Source organism: Streptosporangium sp. NPDC002607, from assembly GCF_053592655.1.
Window position 1 is genome coordinate 181,180 of record NZ_JBSFWD010000007.1, and the last position, 20,092, is coordinate 201,271.

Annotated in this window: 18 protein-coding genes; 10 read left to right on the forward strand and 8 right to left on the reverse strand. The window is 71.3% G+C overall.

All coding sequences use genetic code 11. The annotated features are described in order from the left end of the window. Positions 1-151 precede the first annotated feature (151 nt). A complete protein-coding gene (locus ACWD3H_RS10915; RefSeq protein WP_451954796.1) occupies positions 152-1,429 on the forward strand; it encodes a M48 family metallopeptidase in 1,278 nt (425 codons plus the stop codon). After that, positions 1,426-2,553 carry a glycosyltransferase family 4 protein gene (locus tag ACWD3H_RS10920; RefSeq protein ID WP_350930324.1) on the forward strand — a complete coding sequence of 376 codons (1,128 nt, stop codon included), beginning with the start codon at positions 1,426-1,428 and terminating at the stop codon, positions 2,551-2,553. Before ACWD3H_RS10915 ends, ACWD3H_RS10920 begins: the two co-directional genes overlap by 4 nt. Here ACWD3H_RS10920 and ACWD3H_RS10925 read toward each other — a convergent pair. Further along, entirely contained in the window at positions 2,550-4,343 is a 1,794-nt protein-coding gene (locus ACWD3H_RS10925; RefSeq protein WP_355549661.1) for an AMP-dependent synthetase/ligase, read from the reverse strand. The genes ACWD3H_RS10920 and ACWD3H_RS10925 overlap by 4 nt on opposite strands. Positions 4,344-4,541: 198 nt before the next feature. Here ACWD3H_RS10925 and ACWD3H_RS10930 point away from each other — a divergent pair, with 198 nt between their 5' ends. From ACWD3H_RS10930 to ACWD3H_RS10960, 7 genes are all read left to right on the forward strand, one after another. Then, positions 4,542-5,309: a metallophosphoesterase family protein gene (locus tag ACWD3H_RS10930; RefSeq protein WP_355549663.1), complete on the forward strand. Its 768-nt coding sequence runs from the start codon at positions 4,542-4,544 to the stop codon at positions 5,307-5,309. Positions 5,310-5,364: 55 nt separating this feature from the next. Next, positions 5,365-5,802, forward strand: a complete 438-nt coding sequence (locus ACWD3H_RS10935; RefSeq protein ID WP_451954797.1) for an SRPBCC family protein — start codon at positions 5,365-5,367, stop codon at positions 5,800-5,802. A 30-nt stretch (positions 5,803-5,832) separates the two neighbouring features. Next, entirely contained in the window at positions 5,833-7,002 is a 1,170-nt protein-coding gene (locus ACWD3H_RS10940) for an ArsA family ATPase (protein WP_355622214.1), read from the forward strand. Positions 7,003-7,246: 244 nt separating this feature from the next. Then, complete coding sequence (locus tag ACWD3H_RS10945; protein WP_451954798.1) at positions 7,247-8,050, forward strand: hypothetical protein; 804 nt, start codon at positions 7,247-7,249, stop codon at positions 8,048-8,050. Positions 8,051-8,077: 27 nt separating this feature from the next. After that, the gene (locus tag ACWD3H_RS10950; protein ID WP_355622208.1) at positions 8,078-9,022 is read left to right on the forward strand and encodes an ROK family glucokinase; all 945 of its coding nucleotides are present in this window, start codon (positions 8,078-8,080) and stop codon (positions 9,020-9,022) included. A 252-nt stretch (positions 9,023-9,274) separates the two neighbouring features. Further along, positions 9,275-9,985 carry an endonuclease/exonuclease/phosphatase family protein gene (locus tag ACWD3H_RS10955; RefSeq protein ID WP_451954799.1) on the forward strand — a complete coding sequence of 237 codons (711 nt, stop codon included), beginning with the start codon at positions 9,275-9,277 and terminating at the stop codon, positions 9,983-9,985. A gap of 141 nt (positions 9,986-10,126) precedes the next feature. Continuing rightward, positions 10,127-11,254, forward strand: coding sequence for a hypothetical protein (locus tag ACWD3H_RS10960; protein WP_355549676.1), 1,128 nt, complete (start codon positions 10,127-10,129; stop codon positions 11,252-11,254). 13 nt (positions 11,255-11,267) lie between these two features. Here the strand turns inward: ACWD3H_RS10960 and ACWD3H_RS10965 are convergent, their stop codons facing one another. Further along, positions 11,268-11,744 carry a hypothetical protein gene (locus ACWD3H_RS10965; RefSeq protein WP_451954800.1) on the reverse strand — a complete coding sequence of 159 codons (477 nt, stop codon included), beginning with the start codon at positions 11,742-11,744 and terminating at the stop codon, positions 11,268-11,270. Positions 11,745-11,810: 66 nt separating this feature from the next. Then, complete coding sequence (locus ACWD3H_RS10970) at positions 11,811-12,575, reverse strand: alpha/beta hydrolase (protein WP_451954801.1); 765 nt, start codon at positions 12,573-12,575, stop codon at positions 11,811-11,813. A gap of 149 nt (positions 12,576-12,724) precedes the next feature. Between ACWD3H_RS10970 and ACWD3H_RS10975 the strand changes: the two genes are divergently transcribed. Then, positions 12,725-13,444 carry a lysophospholipid acyltransferase family protein gene (locus ACWD3H_RS10975; RefSeq protein WP_451954802.1) on the forward strand — a complete coding sequence of 240 codons (720 nt, stop codon included), beginning with the start codon at positions 12,725-12,727 and terminating at the stop codon, positions 13,442-13,444. A gap of 28 nt (positions 13,445-13,472) precedes the next feature. On the opposite strand, the gene ACWD3H_RS10980 is transcribed toward ACWD3H_RS10975, so the two are convergent. From ACWD3H_RS10980 to ACWD3H_RS11000, 5 genes are all read right to left on the reverse strand, one after another. Next, the gene (locus ACWD3H_RS10980) at positions 13,473-14,480 is read right to left on the reverse strand and encodes a LacI family DNA-binding transcriptional regulator (RefSeq protein ID WP_451954803.1); all 1,008 of its coding nucleotides are present in this window, start codon (positions 14,478-14,480) and stop codon (positions 13,473-13,475) included. A 102-nt stretch (positions 14,481-14,582) separates the two neighbouring features. After that, a complete protein-coding gene (locus tag ACWD3H_RS10985) occupies positions 14,583-15,551 on the reverse strand; it encodes an acetylxylan esterase (RefSeq protein WP_451954804.1) in 969 nt (322 codons plus the stop codon). Between the two features lie 303 nt (positions 15,552-15,854). Then, positions 15,855-16,712, reverse strand: coding sequence for a homocysteine S-methyltransferase (mmuM, locus tag ACWD3H_RS10990; protein ID WP_350924324.1), 858 nt, complete (start codon positions 16,710-16,712; stop codon positions 15,855-15,857). Positions 16,713-16,902: 190 nt separating this feature from the next. Beyond that, the gene (locus ACWD3H_RS10995; protein WP_451954805.1) at positions 16,903-19,239 is read right to left on the reverse strand and encodes a VIT domain-containing protein; all 2,337 of its coding nucleotides are present in this window, start codon (positions 19,237-19,239) and stop codon (positions 16,903-16,905) included. Further along, positions 19,236-20,045 carry a MerR family transcriptional regulator gene (locus ACWD3H_RS11000; RefSeq protein ID WP_451954806.1) on the reverse strand — a complete coding sequence of 270 codons (810 nt, stop codon included), beginning with the start codon at positions 20,043-20,045 and terminating at the stop codon, positions 19,236-19,238. The genes ACWD3H_RS10995 and ACWD3H_RS11000 overlap by 4 nt, the downstream gene beginning before the upstream one ends. Positions 20,046-20,092 lie beyond the last annotated feature (47 nt).

The window sequence follows — 20,092 nt, forward strand, 5'->3', positions numbered from 1 at the left end:
GGTCGGCGGGTGCCTCGCGAGGCACGGGAGGGAGCCGCGGCGTGCCGCGGTGACCGGTGACGACTCGGCGAGGCGCCGTCCGGCCGACCGCGGCAGGCAGAAGATCCAAAGGACGGGGCCCCGGGTTCGGGCTCCACGCTGGAGGTGTTTGATGACGCTGAGCACGACGGACGCGCCCTCGGGCGTGCGGCCGGCGGGGTGGGCGCTGGCCGCGCTGGGGGTGGTCACGCTGGCGGTCGTGGCGTTCGCCACGCCCTGGCGGGCGCTGCCCGAGGGGGCCCCGGCGGTCGTCCCCGATCCGGCCCGCGACTTCACGGCCGAGCAGATCGCCAGGTCCGAGGCGTTCGACAAGCTGGTCAGCGTACCGGGTTACCTCTCCCTCGGCCTGACGCTGGTGGTGGCGGGGGTGCTGGTGGGCATCCCGCTGGGCGCGCGGCTCGTCGGCCGGCTGCGGGGGCCGTGGTGGTTGCGGGCGCTGCTCGGCGTGCTGGCGCTGTCGGTGGCCGTCGCGATGCTGCGCTGGCCGCTGGGGATGTGGTCGGAGACCTACCTGCGCGACTTCGGGCTGTCCACCCAGACCTGGCCGACCTGGACCGCCGACCGGATCAAGAGCATCGGTGTCGGCACCGCGCTGACCGCGATCATGGTTCTGGCGGTGGTCGCGCTGGCGCGGCGCTACCGGCGCTGGTGGATCCCGGCGGCGGCCGGCGCGTTCGCGCTGACGGTGGCGGCCTCCTTCGCCTATCCGGTGCTCATCGAGCCGATCTTCAACGACTTCAGGCCGATGGAGGCCGGACAACTCCGCGACGACCTGCTCGCCATGGCCGCCAGGGACGGCGTGCCGGTGGAGGACGTGCTCGTCGCCGACGCCTCCCGGCGGACCACCGCGCTCAACGCCTACGTCTCCGGATTCGGCGCGACCCGCAGGATCGTCGTCTACGACACGCTGCTCCGGGCGCCCGCCGACGAGGTCGAGCTGGTGGTCGCGCACGAGCTCGGTCACGCCAAGGCGGGCGACGTGCTCTCCGGTACGCTCGTCGGAGCTCTGGGCGCGGCGTTCGGGGCGTGCCTGCTCTACGTGGTGACCTCGGCGGGGGTCGTGCGGCGCCGCGCGGGGATCTCCTCCATCGGCGACCCGAGGGCGGTGGGCCTGGTCATGGGGTTGCTCAGTCTGGCCACGGTGCTGTCAGGACCGGCACAGAACCTGGTGAGCCGGCACATCGAGGCCCGTGCGGACGTCCACGCGCTGGACCTGACCAGGGATCCGGCGACGTTCGTCGCCATGCAGAAACGGCTGGCGGTCACCAACATCTCGGATCTGTCACCCGACCTCGTGGAGTACGTGCTCTACGCCTCGCATCCCAGCGCGCCGCAGCGCATCGCGCTGGCGCGCTCCTGGGCCCGGCTGAACGGTCTCTCCGAGCCATGAGGCGCACGCTGGTGGTCACGAACGACTTCCCGCCCCGCGCCGGGGGGATCCAGTCGTTCGTGTACGGTCTCATCGCCCGCCGCCCGCCCGGCTCGGTCGTCGTCTACGCCCCCCAGTGGCCCGGCAGCGAGGACTTCGACCTGCGGCAGCCCTACCCCGTGGTGCGGCACCCCACCTCGCTGATGCTGCCCACCCCCGCCGTCGCCCGCCGGGCGGCCGCACTGATCGCCGAGTTCGGCTGCGAGACCGTGGTCTTCGGGGCGGCGGCACCGCTCGGGCTGCTCGCGCCCAGGATGCGCGAGGCCGGGGTCCGCCGCGTCGTCATGGTCACCCACGGCCACGAGGCGGGCTGGACGGCGCTCCCGATCGGCCGCCGGGTGCTCGCCAGGATCGGCGCGCACGCCGACGTGGTCACCTACCTGGGGGAGTACACCCGGCAGCGGCTGGCCAGGGTGATACCCGAGGACAAGCTGGTGCGGCTCGCGCCCGGCGTCGACACCGAGGTGTTCGCGCCCGAGGCCGGGAGAGAGCAGGCGCGCGCGGCGCTCGGACTGGGAGAGCGGCCGGTGGTGCTCTGCCTGTCCAGGCTGGTGCCGCGCAAGGGCCAGGACACGCTGCTGCGAGCCTGGCCCGGCGTGCTGCGGGACGTTCCCGACGCGATGCTCCTGATCGTCGGCGGTGGCCCGTACCGCAGGACCCTGGAGCGGCTGGCCAGGCCGATGGGCGGCTCGGTCCAGATCACCGGCCCCGTGCCGGAGGCCGCGCTGCCCGGCTACCTGGCAGCGGGCGACGTGTTCGCCATGCCGTGCCGTACCCGCCTGGGCGGTATCGACGTGGAGGGGCTCGGCATCGTCTATCTGGAGGCGTCCGCCAGCGGGCTGCCCGTGGTGGCCGGCTCCTCGGGCGGCGCCCCCGACGCCGTGCTACGCGGGCAGACCGGCCTGGTCGTCGACGGCACCCGTCCGGACGAGGTCACGGCGACCCTGGTCGACCTGCTCAAGGATCCGGCCGGGGCACGTGCCATGGGTGAACGCGGGCGCGAGTGGGTCGCGCGCGAGTGGAGCTGGGAGCTCGCCGCCTCCCGCTTCGCCCGCGTTCTGGAGTCCGTGGAGGCCCCCGACTAGCCGTAGAGGGACTCGACCTGCTTGGCGAAGTCGCGCATCACGACGGCGCGCTTGACCTTGAGGGTCGGGGTGAGGTGTCCGCTCTCCTCGCTGATGTCGACGTCGAGCACGGTGAACTTCTTGATCTGCTCGGCTCTGGAGACGAACTTGTTGGCGTTGTCCACGGCCTTCTGCACCTCGGCGACGATGGCCGGGTCGGAGCTGAGGGTGGCGAGGTCCGCGTCCGTCCTGCCGTTGGCGGCCTTCCACTGCTCCAGGGCCTCGGCGTCGAGCGTGATGAGCGCCGCGACGAACGGCCTGTCGTCGCCGACCACCATCGCCTGGCTGATCAGCGGGTGGGCGCGGATGTGGTCCTCCATCGGGGCCGGGGCGACGTTCTTGCCCGCGGCGGTGACGATGATCTCCTTCTGGCGGCCGGTGATGCGCAGGTAGCCGTCCCCGTCCAGCTCGCCGATGTCGCCGGTGTGGAACCAGCCGTCCTTGTCGATCGCCGCGGCGGTGGCCTCGTCGTTGTTCCAGTAGCCCTCGAAGACATGGCGGCCCTTGACGAGCACCTCGCCGTGCTCGCCGATGCCGATGGTGACGCCGGGGAACGGCTTGCCGACGGTGCCGATCTTGTTGGCCCCCGGCAGGTTGACCGAGGAGGGCGCCGAGGTCTCGGTGAGGCCCCAGCCCTCAAGCACCTCGATGCCCACGCCGCGGAAGAAGTGGCCGAGCCGCTCGCCCAGGGCGGAGCCGCCGGACACGGCCGCCGTCAGCCTGCCGCCGGTCGCGGCGCGCAGCTTGCCGTAGACGAGCCTGTCGAACAGGGCGTGCTTGAGCCTCAGGCCCAGCCCCGCGCCGCCGGTGGACTCCGCCCTGCTCCAGGCGACGGCGGTCTCCGCCGCGGCGTGGAAGATCTTCCCCTTGCCGTCGGCGGTGGCCTTCTGCTCGGCGGTGTTGTAGACCTTCTCGAACACGCGGGGCACGCCCAGCAGGAACGTGGGCTTGAAAGCCTGCAGGTCGGGGCCGACGTTCTTCATGTTGGGGGTGTGCGCGAGGACCGTGCCCGTCTCGATCAGCACGATCTCGATGATGCGGGCGAAGACGTGCGCGAGCGGCAGGAAGAGCAGCGCCGCCCTGTCGTCCACGGTGAAGAGGCGCTCCAGCGGGCCGTGCGCGACGTTCCTGGCGGTGAACAGCAGGTTGTCATGGGTCAGCCGGCAGCCCTTGGGCCTGCCGGTGGTGCCCGAGGTGTAGACGATGGTGGCCAGGTCGGCGATACCGCGGCTGGACCTGCGCTCGGCGAGCGTGTCGTCGCCGACCTCGGCGCCGAGCGCGGTCAGCTCGTCCAGGGCGCCACCCTCGATGCGCCAGACGTCCTTGAGGCCGGGCAGCTCCGAGATGCCCTCGCGGACCGTCTCCTCGTTCGAGTCCAGCTCGACGAAGACGGCCTTCGCGCCGCTGTCGGAGATGATCCAGGAGGCCTGGTCGGCCGAGGAGGACTCGTAGATCGGCACGCTGACCGCGCCGGCGGACCAGATCGCGTAGTCGATCACGGTCCACTCGTAGCGGGTGCGCGACATCAGCGCCACCCGGTCGCCGGGTTCGACGCCGGCCGAGATCAGGCCCTTGGCCACTCCCGCGACCTGGTCGCGGAACTCGCGGGCGGTGACGGCGGCCCAGTCGTCGCCGACCTTGCGGCGCAGGGCGACGGCGCCCGGCTCCTCTTCGGCACGCCGGAACACCGTGTCGGTCAGGTTGGCGGAGGCGGGGACATCCACCAGCACGGGGACGCTGTACTCGCGCACGGATCACTCCTGGAGACGCACGGATCGATGGGCTGCCTGGAAGCTATCGCGATAAGTTACGCATGAGTAAATTCGTCACCCAGGCGTTATGAAAGGCGATTTCACCGTACCAACTGCTCTCGCCTGGAGTCATTGGCCGCGCCGCCGTGTGAGGTTTGTTACTTATGCCGGTATTTGTGGGTGGTTAGGATGTCCGGCATGCGGGTTCATGTCGTCAGCGACGTACACGGGAGAGCCGACGCGCTGGCCCGCGCGGGGGACGGCGCCGACGCCCTGATCTGCCTGGGGGACCTGATCCTGTTCGTCGACTACGACGACCACTCCCAGGGCATCTTCGCTGAGCTCTTCGGGGCGGAGCGGGCGGCGGAGTTCATCGCGTTGCGGACGGCCAAGCGGTTCGAGGAGGCGCGGGCGATGTCCTCGGCGCTCTGGGCGTCGCTGGAGGGCGGCCCGCGTGAGCACATCGAGCGCTCCGTCAGGCGGCAGTACGGTGAGATCTTCGCCGCGATGCCGACCCCCGCCTACCTCACCTACGGCAACGTGGACCTGCCGCACTACTGGCCCGAGTACGTGCGCGAGGGCCACCGGGTGCTCGACGGCGAGACCGTGGAGATCGGCGGCCTGCGCTTCGGCTTCGTCGGGGGCGGGCTGCGCACCCCGTACCGGACCCCGTACGAGATCGACGAGGAGGAGTTCGCCCGCAAGGTGGAGGCCGTCGGCGAGGTCGACGTGCTCTGCTGCCACATCCCGCCGGCGATCCCCGAACTGCTCTACGACGTGGTGGCCCGGCGGTTCGAGCGGGGCAGCGAGGCCACTCTGGAGGCGATCCGGCGGACCCAGCCGCGCTACGCCCTCTTCGGTCACGTGCACCAGCCCCTCGCCGCCCGCACCCGGGTCGGCAGGACCGAGTGCCTCAACGTGGGGCACTTCAGGAACAGGGGCGTTCCCTTCGCGTTGGAGTGGTAGCCACCACCGGCCCGCCGGGCGTACACGGACGATCGTGAAGCAGTACGGTTGGCCCATGGCTGATCGCACCACCTCCAGCATCACGATCGGCGCGGACCGGTCGACCATCATGGCGGTCATCGCCGACTTCCCCTCCTACCCCCAGTGGGCGGGCCAGGTGAAGTCCGCGCGGATCCTCTCCACCGGGGAGGACGGCCGCCCGGCCACGGTCAGGTTCGTCCTCGACGCGGGTGTGATCAGCGACGAGTACACCCTCCGCTACACCTGGAACGGCGACGAGTCCGTCGACTGGAGCATCGCCGAGGCGGGGAAGATGCTCTCCGGGCTCACCGGGAACTACCGTCTCACCGACGCGGGCGGCGGCACCGAGGTGACGTACGAACTCGCCGTCGACCTCAAGGTGCCGATGATCGGCATGATCAAGCGGAAGGCGGAGAAGGTCATCGTCGACACCGCCCTGAAGGGGCTGAAGAAGCGCGTCGAGACCCGATGAGGTCGCGGAACCGTCCCTCGGGAGGATGACGTGAGCCGGGTTCTGCTCTTCACCGGCAAGGGCGGCGTCGGCAAGACGACCGCCGCCGCGGCCACCGCCACCCTCGCCGCCCGGTCCGGCCTCAAGACCCTGGTGGTCTCCACGGACACCGCCCACTCGCTGGCCGACGCCCTCGGCGTGCCCGCGGGGGAGGAACCCACCGAGATCGCCCCCGGCCTCTCCCTGCATCAGGTCGACACCCAACGGGCGCTGGAGCGCCAGTGGGGCGAGCTGCGCGACTATGCCAGGGGCGTCTTCGCCGAGCTCGGCCTCGACGAGGTGACCGCCGAGGAGATCACGGTGCTGCCCGGCGCCGAGGAGGTCATCGCGCTGCTGGAACTGCGCGAGCAGGCACGCACCGGGCTGTGGGACGTCATCGTCATCGACTGCGCCCCGACCGCCGAGACGCTCAGGCTGCTGGCCCTGCCCGAGGCCCTCGACTGGCACGTGAACCGGCTGCTGCCCGTAGGCAGGCGGCTGCTGCGCACCCTCTCCCCGCTGATCCGCCGCCTGGCGCAGGTCAGCGTGCCGGAAGACCACGTGGTGGGCGCGGGGGAGCGGCTCCACCGGGGGCTGCTGGAGGTGCGCGAGCTGCTCACCGGGCCCGGCGCGAGTGTCCGGCTGGTGCTCACCCCGGAGGCCGTCGTGCTGGCCGAGGCCCGCCGCACGCTCACCTCCCTCAGCCTGTACGGCTACCGCGTCGACGCGGTGATCGCCAACCGGGTCTTCCCCTCGGAGGGCGCCGACGAGTGGCGGCAGCGGTGGGTGCGGGCCCAGGCCCTGCACCTGGCCGAGGTCGAGGAGTCCTTCGCGCCGCTGCCCGTGCACACCGTGCCCTACCTCGAGGCCGAGCCCGTCGGCCTCGACGCCCTCGCCGGTGTCGCCGAGGCCATGTACCGCGGGAGCGACCCCTTCGCCCCGCCCTCCGTCGACCCGCCGCTGCGGATCACCGCCGAGGGCGAGCTGATCCTGGCCCTGCCGCTCGCGGACAAGAACGAGGTGGATCTGGCGCGCAAGGGCGACGAACTGATCGTCAACGCCGGTTCCTACCGCCGGGTCCTGGCCCTGCCCGCCGCGCTGGCTCGCAGGTCGGTGCGGGAAGCCGCGCTCCGAGATGGATTTCTCCGGGTACGGTTCGAAGCGGGAGGGCCTGATGACTGATAACACGAATGACGCAGAGAAGACCCCGAAGCCGCGTGCGCCGAGAAAGCCGCGTAAGGCCGCTGACGTCGTGACGCCGGAGGTCGCCGATACCGGAGGCGCCGAGAAGGCCTCGAAGCCGCGTGCGCCCAGAAGGTCGCGTAAGGCCGCTGACGTCGTGACGCCGGAGGTCGCCGATACCGGAGGCGCCGGGAAGACCCCGAAGCCGCGTGCGCCGAGAAAGCCGCGTAAGGCCGCTGACGTCGTGACGCCGGAGGTCGCCGCCGAGGCCGTCGACACCGGAGGCGCCGAGAAGGTCCAGAAGAGCCGCCGCGCGAAGCCTGCCGGGGGAGCCGCGAAGTCCGGGCGTACCGGATCGGCCGAGCCCGTCAAGCCGGTCGAGTCGGCTGAGGTGAGGACCGAGTCCGTCGAGCGGATCGAGGTCGTGGCCGAGGCTTCGGATTCCGGGCGGCCCCCGGCCTCGGAGCAGGCCGAGCGCGACGCGCGCGCCGAGTGGTTCGAGCGCGCCGATCGGGCCCGGCGCGAGGAGCGGACCGGCTGGACCCCGTGGGGCCGCCCCGGCGAGCGCGAGGAGCCGGGCGGGAACGAGGAGCGCGGGCGAGACGAGCGCACCGGGCGAGACGAGCGGGTGCGTGAGGAGCGGGCCGAAGCAGGTAGGGACCCACTGGGCACCGCCGCCGAGGAGGCGTTCAAACTCTTCGACACGCTGCAGCAGAAGGCGGCCAGGGAACTGGGCAAGAATCTGATCAAGGGCACGATGACCGGTTTCGGCAGCGCGTTCTCCGGTGGCGGTCGAGGAAGAGAGCGGGATGTGTGGGAGGAGGCGGTCTCCGAGCCCGAGGAGTACATCTGCCGGGCCTGCCCCGTCTGCCGCGCGATGGCCGCGCAGCGTGAGTCGGGAGCCGCCGTCACCGACCACCTCATGCAGGCCGGTACCGAGTTGTTCGCCGCCTTCAAGTCGGCGGTCGAGGGGCTCGGCAAACCCGCGCCCGGTCAGCGGACACGGGAGCGCGAGGACACCCCCGTGGAGCACATCGACCTGGGGTGAGCCCAGGGGGAGAGGAAGAAACGGACAATGGCGCTGACCATCGGCGTGGACATCGGCGGTACGAAGGTCGCGGCGGGAGTCGTCGACGAGGACGGCCAGATCGTCGCGCACCTGCTGCGGCCCACCCCGGCCGAGAATCCCGAGCAGGTCGCCCACACCATCGGTGACGCGATCCTGGAGCTCGCCAGGGGCCGCGAGATCGAGGCCGTCGGTCTCGGCGCCGCCGGGTTCGTGGACGAGACCCGGTCCATCGTCCGGTTCGCCCCCAACCTCGCCTGGCGCGAGGAGCCCCTGCGGAAGAAGGTCTCCGACCTGGTCGGCCTGCCCGTCGTGGTGGAGAACGACGCCAACGCGATGGCGTGGGGTGAGGCCAGGTTCGGCGCCGGCCGAGGGGAGAGCCACCTGGTGTGCGTGACCGTCGGCACCGGCATCGGCGGCGGCATCGTGCTCGACGGCTCCCTCTACCGGGGGCGCTGGGGCATGGGCGCCGAGTTCGGCCACATGCAGGCGGTCCCCCAGGGGCGTCAGTGCGGGTGCGGCAACCTCGGCTGCTGGGAGCAGTACGCCAGCGGCAGTGCCCTGGTCCACGAGGCCAGGAAGATCGCCGAGGCCGAGCCGGACAGGGCCGTCACGCTCTTGAAGATCGCCGGCGGTACGCCGGAACAGATCGAGGGCCACGAGGTCACCGAGGCCGCCAGGCAGGGCGACCCGGCCGCGCTGGCCGCGTTCTCCTCGATGGCCCGCTGGATCGGTCAGGGGCTGGCCGACCTCGTCGCCGTCCTCGACCCCGGCTGCTTCGTGCTCGGCGGCGGTGTCTCGCGCGCCGCGGATCTGTGGATCGACGAGACCCGCGAGTTCTTCGCCACGCACCTGAGTGGCCGGGGGCACCGCCCGCTGGCCGACATCCGGCCGGCCGAGTTGGGTGCCTCTGCGGGCCTGGTGGGGGCCGCGGATCTCGCCCGCAGGCGCTGACCGGGGCCCTCCTCGAAAAGACGCGCTGAGGAAGGCCCCGCCGGGCCGCCCTCAGCGCGTCCGGCAGGAGCACCGCTCGGCCCTGCCCGGCTTCGGGCCGCGCCTGCCGTAGACCTCTGCCGGAGAGCTTGGGCGGTCGGCACGCACCGCCGCCCGCCCGCCGACGGCCCGTATACCGATTAGGGACGGATGGCTGGTGTGTCCGGCGGTGCGCGGTTACCCTCACGTCACGCGTCGCGAAGTGAGGCAGCCGTGGTGCTCAGGATCGCCAGCTACAACGTGCGTTCGATGAGGGACGACATCCCGGCGCTGAAGCGGGTGGTCGCCGCGCTCCGCGCGGACGTGCTCTGCGTGCAGGAGGCGCCCCGGTTCCTCTGCTGGCGCCGCAGGCGCAGACGGCTGGCCGCCTTCGGCGGACTGTCCGTGGCGGCCGGCCGCCGCAGGGGCGGTGTCGCCGTGCTGACCGGTCCCGGCGTGCGGCTGCTGCACGGGGAGGGGCACCTACTGGAGCCCTTCTTCCCCCTGGAGCGGCGGGCCATCGCGATCGCCGTGGTGGAGGCGGAGGGGCGGCGGGTCGCCGTCGGCTCCATCCACCTGGACCTCGACGAGACGGCCAGGCGCCGGCACGCGGGCGAGGCGGTGAGGCTCCTGGGAGAGGTGGCCGGCCGGTTCGGCGCGTTGCCGGTGCTGGCCGGAGACATCAACGAGCAGTCCGGGCAGCCGAGCTGGCAGCACCTCGCCGAGCGGCTGACCGACTGCTACCCGGTCTCACCGCGCGGTGACGGCTTCACCTTCCCGGCCAGGGGGCCGCACAAGCGGATTGACGCGATCTTCGCGGTGGCCGGCCTCCCCGTGCTCTCCTGCGGGGGTGTCGAGGCCGATCCGGCAGACCTGGTGGCCGCCACCGACCACCTGCCGGTGGTCGCTGAACTGGATCATCGGCACCCCGGACTTCACCTCTGAAGAGCCCGCTTTCCCGGGGAGCTGAGAAAACCGGTGGGATCAGGGTTTTCGTGACGAACGGTAGGGCGCCTTTCCGGATCGCGCCCGTCAACTGGAGAGACCAGGACGCGGGGAGGGGACGAGCCCCGTACCATTTGAAACATGACCCGTCGCCTTCCGCGGCGTGCGCTGGCTCTCTGCGCGGGAGGCCTAGTCCTGCTGTCCTCGCACACCTTTCCAGCACATGCCGATCCAGTCAGCCCGCCCGTGGCCGAGGCCTGGCAGGCTCCGGCCAGCGCGGGCCTGAGCAGTGACGGATCACTCTCCGACGTGGTGGGCATCTCGGCCACGAGTGTGTGGGCGGTGGGCCAGCAGAGCGTCTGGGACGTCTGGCAGAGCCGTGGCGCGATCACCCACTGGAACGGTTCCTCCTGGAAAGAGGTCGGCATCCGCAACGACCCGACGGGCGCGGGGCCCCTGCGTTCCGTCGCGGCGGCCTCGGCGTCGGAGCTGTGGGCCGTCGGTGAGGGACATGACGGTCTTCCCTACCTGGCGAAGGGAGACGGGGCGGCCTTCGACAGGGTCGTCGTCGACAAGCTGCACGCGGGTGACTGGCTGGGCGGGGTGGCGGCCGTCCCCGGCAGGGTGGTCGCCGTCGGCCGCCGTGACAAGCAGCCGCTGCTCGTGACCGGCACCGGTTCGAAGTGGAAGCTCACCCAGCTTTCCGGCAGGGGCATGCTGTACGGCGTGGCGCTGTCGGGCAAGAGCGACGGGTGGGCGGTGGGCGACGCCGCGGGCAAGCCGTTGATCATGAGGCAGTCCGGCGGGCGCTGGAAGCCTTTCAAGACCCCCGAGATTCCCGGCGGCTACCTGCGTGACGTCCACCTCGACGGGCCGAAGCGGGCACTCGCCGTGGGCGGTCTCTACCGGGGGGCCGGCGAGACCGTCCCGTTGATTCTGTCGTGGAACGGCAAGAAGTGGTCCCGGGTGTCCCCGCCCGCCGGTGACATCCGCCTGTACGGGGTGACCGGTGACCGCAAGGGCCACTTCTGGATCTCCGGGGTCGATCTGGACCGGCCCGGCGAGGCGTTCCTGCTCCGCTACGACGGGCACAAGGTCAAGGCGTTGCGCGGTCCCGAGAGCACCGACTCCCGGACGGTGAGGCTCCAGGCCGTTACCTATCTGCCGGGCACCGGCACCGTGTGGTCGGTCGGCCACGTGGTCGACGCCTCCGGCAAGTACACGGACGTGATCGAGCGTTTCGGCACCCCGGTGCACGCCAAGCCGTAGGGCCGGGCCCCGCTCAGATGACCGCGCCGTCGTCCCAGCCGGAGTCGTTGGGCGGACCGTCGCCCATGCGGACCACCAGCGCCACGAAACCGCCGATGAACGCGGCGACCGCGGTGAACAGCATCCAGCCCTGCAGGTTCCAGCTGAGCGCGGCGCTGAGCAACAGGTAGGCGGGCCCGCCGAACAGGGCCAACCATGCGATCTTGGTGGTGGCGTCGGTCTTGGGCAGTGGGGGTGGTGGCGGAGGCACGTAGTGCTCCTCCTCCTCCTCCTCGCCGTCACTCCGTTCGCTGTCGGAGTCGTCGTCGGCCAGGTCGTCCTCACGTAGGAGGTCTTCCTCGTCCGACTGCTTGATCACCCGTCGCGGAGGTTCGGCCGGAAGGTTCTCGCTGTCCGGCCACGGCTGATGTGCCGAGTCATGCTCGGCGGGGTTGTTGAAGGACGCGACGATCTGACGCCAGACCTCGTCCTCGTCACTTTGAGGTGTCACTTAGCTGGGCCCATTGTTCATCGGCCGATCACTTTCTCCCGGAGACCGCGCATCCTCCGCTCGGGATCAGTCTCTCTGCAAGGGTACAGACGCGTTCGTCTTGATGAACTCCAGGCTCCCCGCAAAGATCTGATCCGCATCGTTGTCAAGAGTCGCGACGTGGTAGCTGTTGGCGAGCTCCACCACATTCAGATTCCCCCCGGTCAGCCTCTCACGCAGAATACGCACACTCGCCGGTTTCACAACATGATCCTGTGGACTATGGAAAACCAGTACAGGCTGGGTGATCTTGCTCAGCTCCGACTGCGTCAGTGACCAGAGCCGGGGGAGGGTGGCCGCGGCCTTGACCGGTGTGCGCGGGTAGCCGAGCTCGGTCGCCCCCTCCTTCTTGATGTCTCCCGCCACGCCGGGCACCGACGCGATCACGAACCTGAGCAGGGGGGCCAGCCTGAGCAGCGGCACGTCGTTGGCCACCGACGGGTTGACGATCACCAGCCCCCTGATCCAGTCGCCGTGCACCTCGGCCAGCCGCAGCGCCATGCAGCCGCCGAGCGACAGGCCCATGACGAAGACCTCGGCGCAGTTGCCGCGCAGGTCCGCCAGGGACTTGTCCAGCTCGGCGTACCAGTCCTCCCAGCGGGTGTGGCTCATCTCCTGCCAGGTGGTGCCGTGGCCGGGTAGTCGTGGCAGCGACACGGTGATGCCCGCCGCCGCCAGGTACTCGCCCCACGGACGCAGGGACTGCGGCGATCCGGTGAATCCATGACAGAGCAGGACGCCGATCTGTCCTCCCGCATGGTGGTACGCCTCCGCACCGGGCATGACTGGCATCGCGGCTCCTTGTAAGGTTCGCCCGATCGTCGCACGACTGGGGCGTGTTTTGCGAGAGGTCGATTTGGGTGGTTCGGTGGTGTAGGTGACTGAGGTCGGAAGTGGGAGGATAACTCCAGGTCCTCGCCTGTCAACTGAAGGAGCATGGAGTGTTCTACTGGGTGGTGAAGGCGATCCTCGGACCCCTACTCCGCGTGATTTTCCGCCCGTGGGTGGAGGGCGTGGACAATGTGCCGAGGCAGGGGCCGGTGATCCTGGCCGGAAACCACCTGTCGTTCGCCGACCATTTCTTCGGTGCGCTCTTCCTGCGGCGCAAGGTGATCTCTCTCGGCAAGTCCGACTACTTCACCGGCCGCGGCCTCAAGGGCATGCTGAGCAGAGCCTTCTTCAGTGGTGTCGGCACCGTCCCGATCGACCGCTCAGGGGGCAAGGCCAGCGAGGCGGCGCTCCGCACCGGCAGGCGCATCCTTGACGAGGGCCATGTGCTCGCCATCTATCCCGAGGGCACCCGCTCCCACGACGGCCGTCTCTACAAGGGCAAGACCGGGGTGGCCCGCCTGGCGCTGGAGTCGCGCGTGCCGGTCATCCCGTGGGCGATGGTCAACACCTTCGAGGTGATGCCTCCCGGCCGCATCCTGCCCAAGCTGGGCATCCGTCCCGGTGTGAAGTTCGGCAAGCCGCTGGACTTCACCCGCTACTACGGAATGGAGGAGGACCGCCTCGTGCTGCGCGCCGTCACCGACGAGATCATGTACGCGCTGATGGAGCTCTCCGGCCAGGAGTACGTCGACAGGTACGCCGCGAGCGCCAAGGCCGAGGCCGCCCGCGCCGCCAAGGAGGCCATCGTTCAGGCGCGCGAGCGCACCTGAACGTCCCGGGCGGCCGGCCAGGCGGAGATCAGCGGGTCGACTCGCGGACGATCAGCTCGGGCTGGAACATGACCTGCTGGTGGGCGTGGGACTCCGGGTTGTCGCACTCGTCGAGCAGCAGTTCGGTGGCCACCCTGCCGAGCCGGTGGGTCGGCTGCCGGATCGAGCTGAGCGAGACCGCCGACGCCGAGGCGAAGTCGATGTCGTCGTAACCGATGAGCAGGACGTCCTGGGGGACCCGCACGCCCGCGTGGAGCAGCCCCCGCAGCATGCCGAGGGCCAGCAGATCGTTCGCGCAGAACACGGCGTCCGGCAGCCGCCCCTCGGCGACGAGCTTCTCCGCGGCCTGCTGCCCGGACCTGGCGTTCATCGCGTTCATCGCGACCTCCTCCAGCGTCTGCCCGGGGTCGCGGCCCGCCGCGGCCAGCGCCCGCTCGGCGCCGGTCAGGCGGTCGGAGCACTGGCGGATGGTGAGGGGGCCGGTGACGTAGGCGATCCGGTCGGCCCCGGCGGCCAGCAGGTGGGAGACCGCGAGGAAGCCGCCGGTGATGTCGTTGACCGCCACCGAGCACTGGTCGGCGCGCTCGGCGGGGTGATCGACCAGGACCACGTTGATGCCGCGCTCCCTGAGCTGGTCGAGCTTGGCCAGGTTCCCCCCGGCGGGGGTGATGAGCACCCCGCGGACCCGCTGCTCGGCGAAGACCAGCAGGTTGCGCTCCTCCTTGAGCCTGTCGCCCGAGGAGTTGCCCAGGATCACCGCGTACCCGCGCTCGCTGGCCGCCTCCTCGACCCCGGCGGCCACATCCGTGAAGAAGGGGTTGCCGATGTCGATGACCGAGAGGCCGACGGTGCGGCTGTGCCCGGCCCGCAGGCTGGAGGCGGAGCCGTGCCGGACGAATCCCAGCTCACGAATGGCCTCCTCGACCCGGGAGCGGGTGGACTCGGCGACCTTCTCCGGGCGGTTGAGCACGTTGGAGACCGTTCCCGGGGAGACTCCGGCCCGCGCGGCCACTTCCTTGATGCTCACCGAACTCATGTGCACTGATTAAAACGTAATAACCGGGCAAGTGCCAGTGAAGTCACCATCTACGGCTTACCTCCGGCTTTTAAGTAAAACGTTTTGCTCCATATCGGGCGGTCAGCCGGTCAGCAGTTTCCTGGCGATCCTGAGCTGCTCGGCGATCTGGTCGGACTCGCCCCCCTCGTGGCCGTTGAAGGCCCACACCCGGATGTCCTTGTCGCCAGCGTAGTGGTTGTAGGCGGCGAAGACCGTGGAGGCGGGGGTGATGCCGTCGCGCAGGCCGACGGAGAAGAGCGCGGGCGTGGTGTTGCGGGCGGCGAAGTTCATGCCGTCGAAGTGGTCGAGGGTGGCGAAGACCTGGTCGACCCGGTGGCGGTTGGACTTGAGGAACCGGCCGAGTTCGGCGTAGGGGTCCTCGTCGGTGATCTCGGCGGCCCGGCGGATGTGCGACATGAACGGCACGTCGATGAAGGCGAACAGCAGGCCGGGTACCAGCGCGCTCACCGCCATCGCGAGGCCGCCGCCCTGGCTGCCGCCGGAGACGACGATGCGCGAGGCGTCCACCAGCGGGTGCGCGCGGGCGGCCTCGACCGCCCTGACCCCGTCGGTGTAGAGGCGCCGGAAGTAGTAGTCGTCGGGGTCGGACACGCCCTGGGTGAGCTTGCCGCTGCTCTGCGCCCCGGTGCCTCCCACCGGGTCGGGTGTGTCGCCGGGTCGCCAGCCGCCGCCCTGCCCGCGGGAGTCCATGACGAGGACCGCCCATCCGGCCGCGGGCCAGGTGAGCCAGTCGTGCGGCAGACCCCGGCCGCCGTTGTAGCCGATGTACTGCACCACACACGGCAGCGGCTCCTCGGCCGAGGCGGGCAGCAGCAGCCAGCCCTTGATCTCCTGACCGCCGAAGCCCGCGTAGCCGACGTCGAAGCAGCGGACCAGGGCCAGGTCCGTCTCCACCTCGGTGAAGACGGCGTTCAGGTCGTGCTCGCGGGTCTCGGCAAGCGTCCTCGCCCAGAAGGCGTCGAACCCGCCGGGTTCCCGGCGCTCGGGCCGGTACTGCCTGAGCTGGTCGAGGGGCATGTCGACGAACAAGAGACCTCCCGGGGGCGGAACGCGCTCCGACGCCCTGGGCGCCGGCCGATCACTACCGTAGGCCGTCGCGGTGCCCGGAGGTAGTACGCGGTTCCAGCTGGTGAAAACGTACCAATTCGATGATCCGCCCAGTGGCGTTGACGTGGCGTTGATGCTGCTCGCACCTGCCGCTCAGCCTCTCATCGCTACTAAAACGTTTTAAGAAGCCTGCTTCGCGACCGGCGGAACCGGCATCTGGAGCGCTACGGCCCTGGCCCGGCCGCCGAGGTCCCGCCGGCGAGGTGACGGCGGGACCTCACCCGGTCAGGTCAGGTGGGCGCGGATCTGGCGGATGTGCTCCGGCGTGGTGCGGCAGCAGCCGCCGACGAAGGCGGAACCCGCCGCGTTCCACCCGGCCGCTGCCTCGCCGAACTCCACCGGGTCGGCCAGCCCGAGCCAGCGGTGGTTCGCCGAGTCCCAGACCTCGCCGGAGTTGGGGTAGACCATGGTGGGCTTGCCCTTGATCTGGGAGATCAGGTTGAGCACGTGGCGCGGTGCCGTGCAGTTGACGCCGATCGCGATCACCTGGGGGTTGCCGGCGAACAGGCGGGCCGCGGTCCGCAGCGGGGTGCCGTCGTTGATGTGCTCGCCGTCGCGGCAGGAGAAGCTCACCCACGCCCGCATCCCCGGCGTCTCGGCCAGCAGCCGCCGGAGTGCCCTCGCCTCGGGGTAGGAGGGGATGGTCTCGCAGGCCAGCAGGTCGGCCTCGCTGTCGGCCAGGATGTGCCAGCGATCGCGGTGCCAGTCGGTCAGGCCGTCCTCGTCGAGGTCGTACTTTCCGGTGTACTCGGCGCCGTTGGCCAGGTAGGCGCCGTACGGCCCGACGCTGGCGGCCACGGTGCCGGAGCCGTGGGTGTCCCTGGCCTGGGCGGCGAGGTGCACGGAGAGCAGGATCAGATCCTCGGCCTCGGCGGCGCTCAGTCCGCGCCGCAGGAACGCCGGTATGCTCGCCTGATAACTCGCCGTTATCGCCACCTCGGCACCGGCGGTGAAGTAGTCGAGATGCGCCTGCCGGATCACGGAGGGGTTCTCCAGCAGGAGCTTCGCCGACCAGAGGTCGTCTCGCAGGTCCGCGCCCAGCTCCTCCAAATGGGTGGCCAGGCCGCCGTCCAGAATCACCATTCCGCTACTTTATGTGGAGCCGCGAGGCCGGGGAGCCCGCTGTCCCGTACCGGCCCCGCCGGGCCATGCCCGTAATGCCGGGAGTCGCGGACCCGGGTGTCCCGCGCCGGAGAACGCCACGGGCGACGGAACTCGGTGGACACCTTCTCCGGGCCCGGTCGTCCGGTGGTCCGTCCGGGCCCGGAGGAGATCATCGCTTCCAGAACGGGCGGCGCCCGCCGGTGCCCACCAGGGCCTCCAGCACCTCCACGGCCCGCTGCCACAGGGCCTCCACGTCCCCACCGGCCCGCAGCTCCTCGGCCAGGGCCGCCAGCTCCGGGTGGCCGCCGAGGTAGACCACCAGGGCCGCGAGGCGGCTTCCCAGGTCCTCCAGCACGCGCAGCCGTTCGGCGGCGGGCAGGGACGCCGCGGCGCGCAGCCGCTTCAGCTCCTCGGCGAGCAGCTCCCTCGGCGGCTCCTGCGGGCTGCCCTGCGGCTCGGGGGCCGGTGCCGGGCGGGGCAGCATCCGGGCGCGGTCGTCGAAGCCGCCGGCCGCCGCCTCCTGCGGCAGGCCGCCGCCGATCGCGCTCGCCGCGAACTTCGGCATGGCACCGGGGGCGGCTATCCCGGGCGGCCCCATGGGCGGGCTCGGGGCCGCGCTCGCGTCGGCGGCCATCGAGGTCAGCATCATCGGCGCCGCCGCGACGACGGGGCTCTCCCAGCCGCTGGGCAGCTCCACCGGCTGGATCACCCGGTGCCCGGGACCGCCCTCGGCGACCACCTGCGTGTCGACCGCGACGAAGGCGGTGAACCGGCAGAGCACCCCGTACCTGAGCGAGGTCTCCACGATCTCGGCCTCCAGCGACCGGTCGCCGATCGCGTAGCGGTCCTCCAGGGTCCGCAGCCGCCCCCGCGCCCAGATCGCCCGTAGTGCCGGGGTGTCCACCGTCGTCGAGGCGACCCGCCGCTCCCACGGCAGGCCCGCGGCGTCCAGGCCCCGTACGGTCAGCGCCCCGGTGGCGGCGCCACGGTAGCGGCCGAGGACGGTGAGCGGGACGCCGGGGTAGATCGAGCCGACGTGGCCGACCGTCTCGGTGATCAGGTCGAGCCCGTCGGAGTGCAGGGCCAGGTCGGTGACCAGCGGGGCGCCGATCCTGCGGTGGATGTGCTCCATCGCCTCGTCAAGCCGGTCCTCGGACTCGACCAGCTCGCACCGGCCCCCGCCCAGCCCGGCGAGCCTGCCCAGGAACCCGGCGTTGACCGCCCTGTCGATGCCGACCGTGTGCACCCGCACACCGGCCAGCCGGGATCCGGTCCGCTTCAGGATCTGGTCCTCGTTGCCCACCTGCCCGTCGGTGACCAGCACCAGCACCCGGTCCCTGGCGGAGTCGGCGAGCAGCGCGGCGGCCTGCTCAAGCGGGGCCAGCATCTCGGTGCCGCCGCGCGCCTCCAGCCTGGCCAGATGCTCCACGGCCCGGTAGCGGTTGCGGTCGGACGCCGCACAGAGCCCCTCGCCGAGCCCGTCCGGCTGCTCCACGACGGTGTCGAAGGAGAGCACCGCGAACCGGTCGCGCGAGGTGAGCGTGTCGACGATGCGGGCGGCGGCGCGCCGGGCGGCCACCATCTTCCAGCCGGTCATGCTGCCCGAGCGGTCGAGCACCAGCACCACGTCCTTGGCCCTCGCTCCGGCGGGTGCCGCCTCGGGGACGACGGTCAGCGTGAACGTGCCCTCGCCGTTCTCGTCGTCGGGGGCCATCCCCAGGGAGGTGGAGGCGCCTGTGGCCAGACGCAGGATGAAGTCGCGGTCCAGCCGCTCGCCCGGCTGGAGGCGGATCGTGCCGCCCTCCTGGAGAACCACGTGCAGGCTGGAGCGGATCTCGCGCAACTCCAGCCCCGCCGGGTCGACGGAGACGGCCAGCGAGAGCCGTACCGGGTTGGGGAAGCCGGGCAGCAGCACCGGCGGGGTGATCCGGGAGGCGTCGGGGACCGCGTCGGTGTCCGGGGTCCACCCGTCGCCCGCCCGCTCGCCGTCCAGCGGGGTGCCGGGGATGTAGCGGGGGGCGACGACCAGCGGGAAGCGGAAGGTGGCCGCGCCGTCCTCGTACGGGAGCGGCTGGTTCAGCGTGAGATGGACGGTGACCCGCTCGCCGGGCACGATGTTGCCGACCCTGATGGTGAAGACGTCGGGGCGGTCCTCCTCGGCGATCGCGGCCCGCTTGCCCTGGGCGATCGCCTGGTCGTAGTCGGCCCTGGCCTGGCCGCGCTCCTTGAGCACGCCCTCGATGACCCGCCCGTCGGCCTCCATCCTGAAGGCGGTCACGGCGGCGCGGTCGGGCAGCGGGAAGACGTACGTCGCCTCCAGTGCCACGTCGTGCGGGTTGTGGAAGCCCTGGACCACCTCGATGTCGGCCAGCAGGCCGGTCACGGCGGCGGTCACGTCCACGCTCTCCAGCGGCAGGTTGCCGCGCTCGGTGGTGAGCGTCCCCAGCCCGGCGTCCGGGACGGGCGAGCACTCCTCCGGCGACAGTGTTGCGATCGAGGTAATCATGGTTGCGTTCCTTCCGGAGGTGTGAGGCCGCGTTCGCGCAGGAGCGACAGGAGCTCCCGCGACGCGGCGGCGATCTCGGCGAGGTCGTCGGGTGAGGGGGTGCGTCCGCCGCCGCCGCCGAGCAGCAGCGTCACGCCGTCCGTCAGGCGTACGCCGTGCACGATCACGGCGGGTGGCCGGGTTTCCACGGCCGGATGGGGGGCCACTGCGGGTACGCCCGTCCGGGGCGTGGGCCGGTGGGACGGGGCCGAGCCGTGCGCGGCCTGATCGGGTGAGGCTTGGCCGGAGGGTGCCGGGTGGGACGCGGCCTGGCCGGGTGGAAGCGTGGCCCCGCCGGACGAGGCCGGAAGGGGCGGGGTGCTGGAGGGGGCAGGTTTCGGTGGTGGCGCGGGTTTCTGCGGTGGTGTGAGGCCGGTCTCCGCCGGGACCGAGGACGGCTCGGCCCAGAAGCGCGGGCGTGCCGTCCTGGGGGAGACCGTCTCGATGGCGTGCTCCGGCGACCGCTCGGGGATGCGGGCGATCGACTCCAGGGTCTGGTCGGTGGCTCCGGTCAGCTCGGCCTGGATCTCGGCGATGGTCCGGCCGTCGGCCTGGCGCCGCTTGACCGCGATGAGCTGGAGCAGGTGGCGCCTGCCGTACAGGGCCACCCGGCCGCGTCGGGCCAGGGGGGGATCGAGTAGGCCGATCGTGGCGTACCACCGGATGAGCCGCTCGTTGGGCACGTCCCTGACCCGCCCGTTGAGCTGGGCGGTGGGGGCCAGCGCCGCGGACGCCCGCTCAGCCAGTTCACCGATGGTCCATTCCATATGTCGATAGTGACACTGTCATCATGACACTGTCAATGTAAGAGGCT

What these genes read in the sequence shown, in the direction of transcription:
- ACWD3H_RS10995 (WP_451954805.1), bottom strand. Translation starts at nt 19,239, where the DNA reads ATGATTACCTCGATCGCAACACTGTCGCCGGAGGAGTGCTCGCCCGTC.
- ACWD3H_RS10930 (WP_355549663.1), top strand. Translation starts at nt 4,542, where the DNA reads ATGCGGGTTCATGTCGTCAGCGACGTACACGGGAGAGCCGACGCGCTG.
- ACWD3H_RS10915 (WP_451954796.1), top strand. Translation starts at nt 152, where the DNA reads ATGACGCTGAGCACGACGGACGCGCCCTCGGGCGTGCGGCCGGCGGGG.
- ACWD3H_RS11000 (WP_451954806.1), bottom strand. Translation starts at nt 20,045, where the DNA reads ATGGAATGGACCATCGGTGAACTGGCTGAGCGGGCGTCCGCGGCGCTG.
- mmuM (WP_350924324.1), bottom strand. Translation starts at nt 16,712, where the DNA reads ATGGTGATTCTGGACGGCGGCCTGGCCACCCATTTGGAGGAGCTGGGC.
- ACWD3H_RS10960 (WP_355549676.1), top strand. Translation starts at nt 10,127, where the DNA reads ATGACCCGTCGCCTTCCGCGGCGTGCGCTGGCTCTCTGCGCGGGAGGC.
- ACWD3H_RS10970 (WP_451954801.1), bottom strand. Translation starts at nt 12,575, where the DNA reads ATGCCAGTCATGCCCGGTGCGGAGGCGTACCACCATGCGGGAGGACAG.
- ACWD3H_RS10950 (WP_355622208.1), top strand. Translation starts at nt 8,078, where the DNA reads ATGGCGCTGACCATCGGCGTGGACATCGGCGGTACGAAGGTCGCGGCG.
- ACWD3H_RS10920 (WP_350930324.1), top strand. Translation starts at nt 1,426, where the DNA reads ATGAGGCGCACGCTGGTGGTCACGAACGACTTCCCGCCCCGCGCCGGG.
- ACWD3H_RS10935 (WP_451954797.1), top strand. Translation starts at nt 5,365, where the DNA reads ATGGCTGATCGCACCACCTCCAGCATCACGATCGGCGCGGACCGGTCG.
- ACWD3H_RS10980 (WP_451954803.1), bottom strand. Translation starts at nt 14,480, where the DNA reads ATGAGTTCGGTGAGCATCAAGGAAGTGGCCGCGCGGGCCGGAGTCTCC.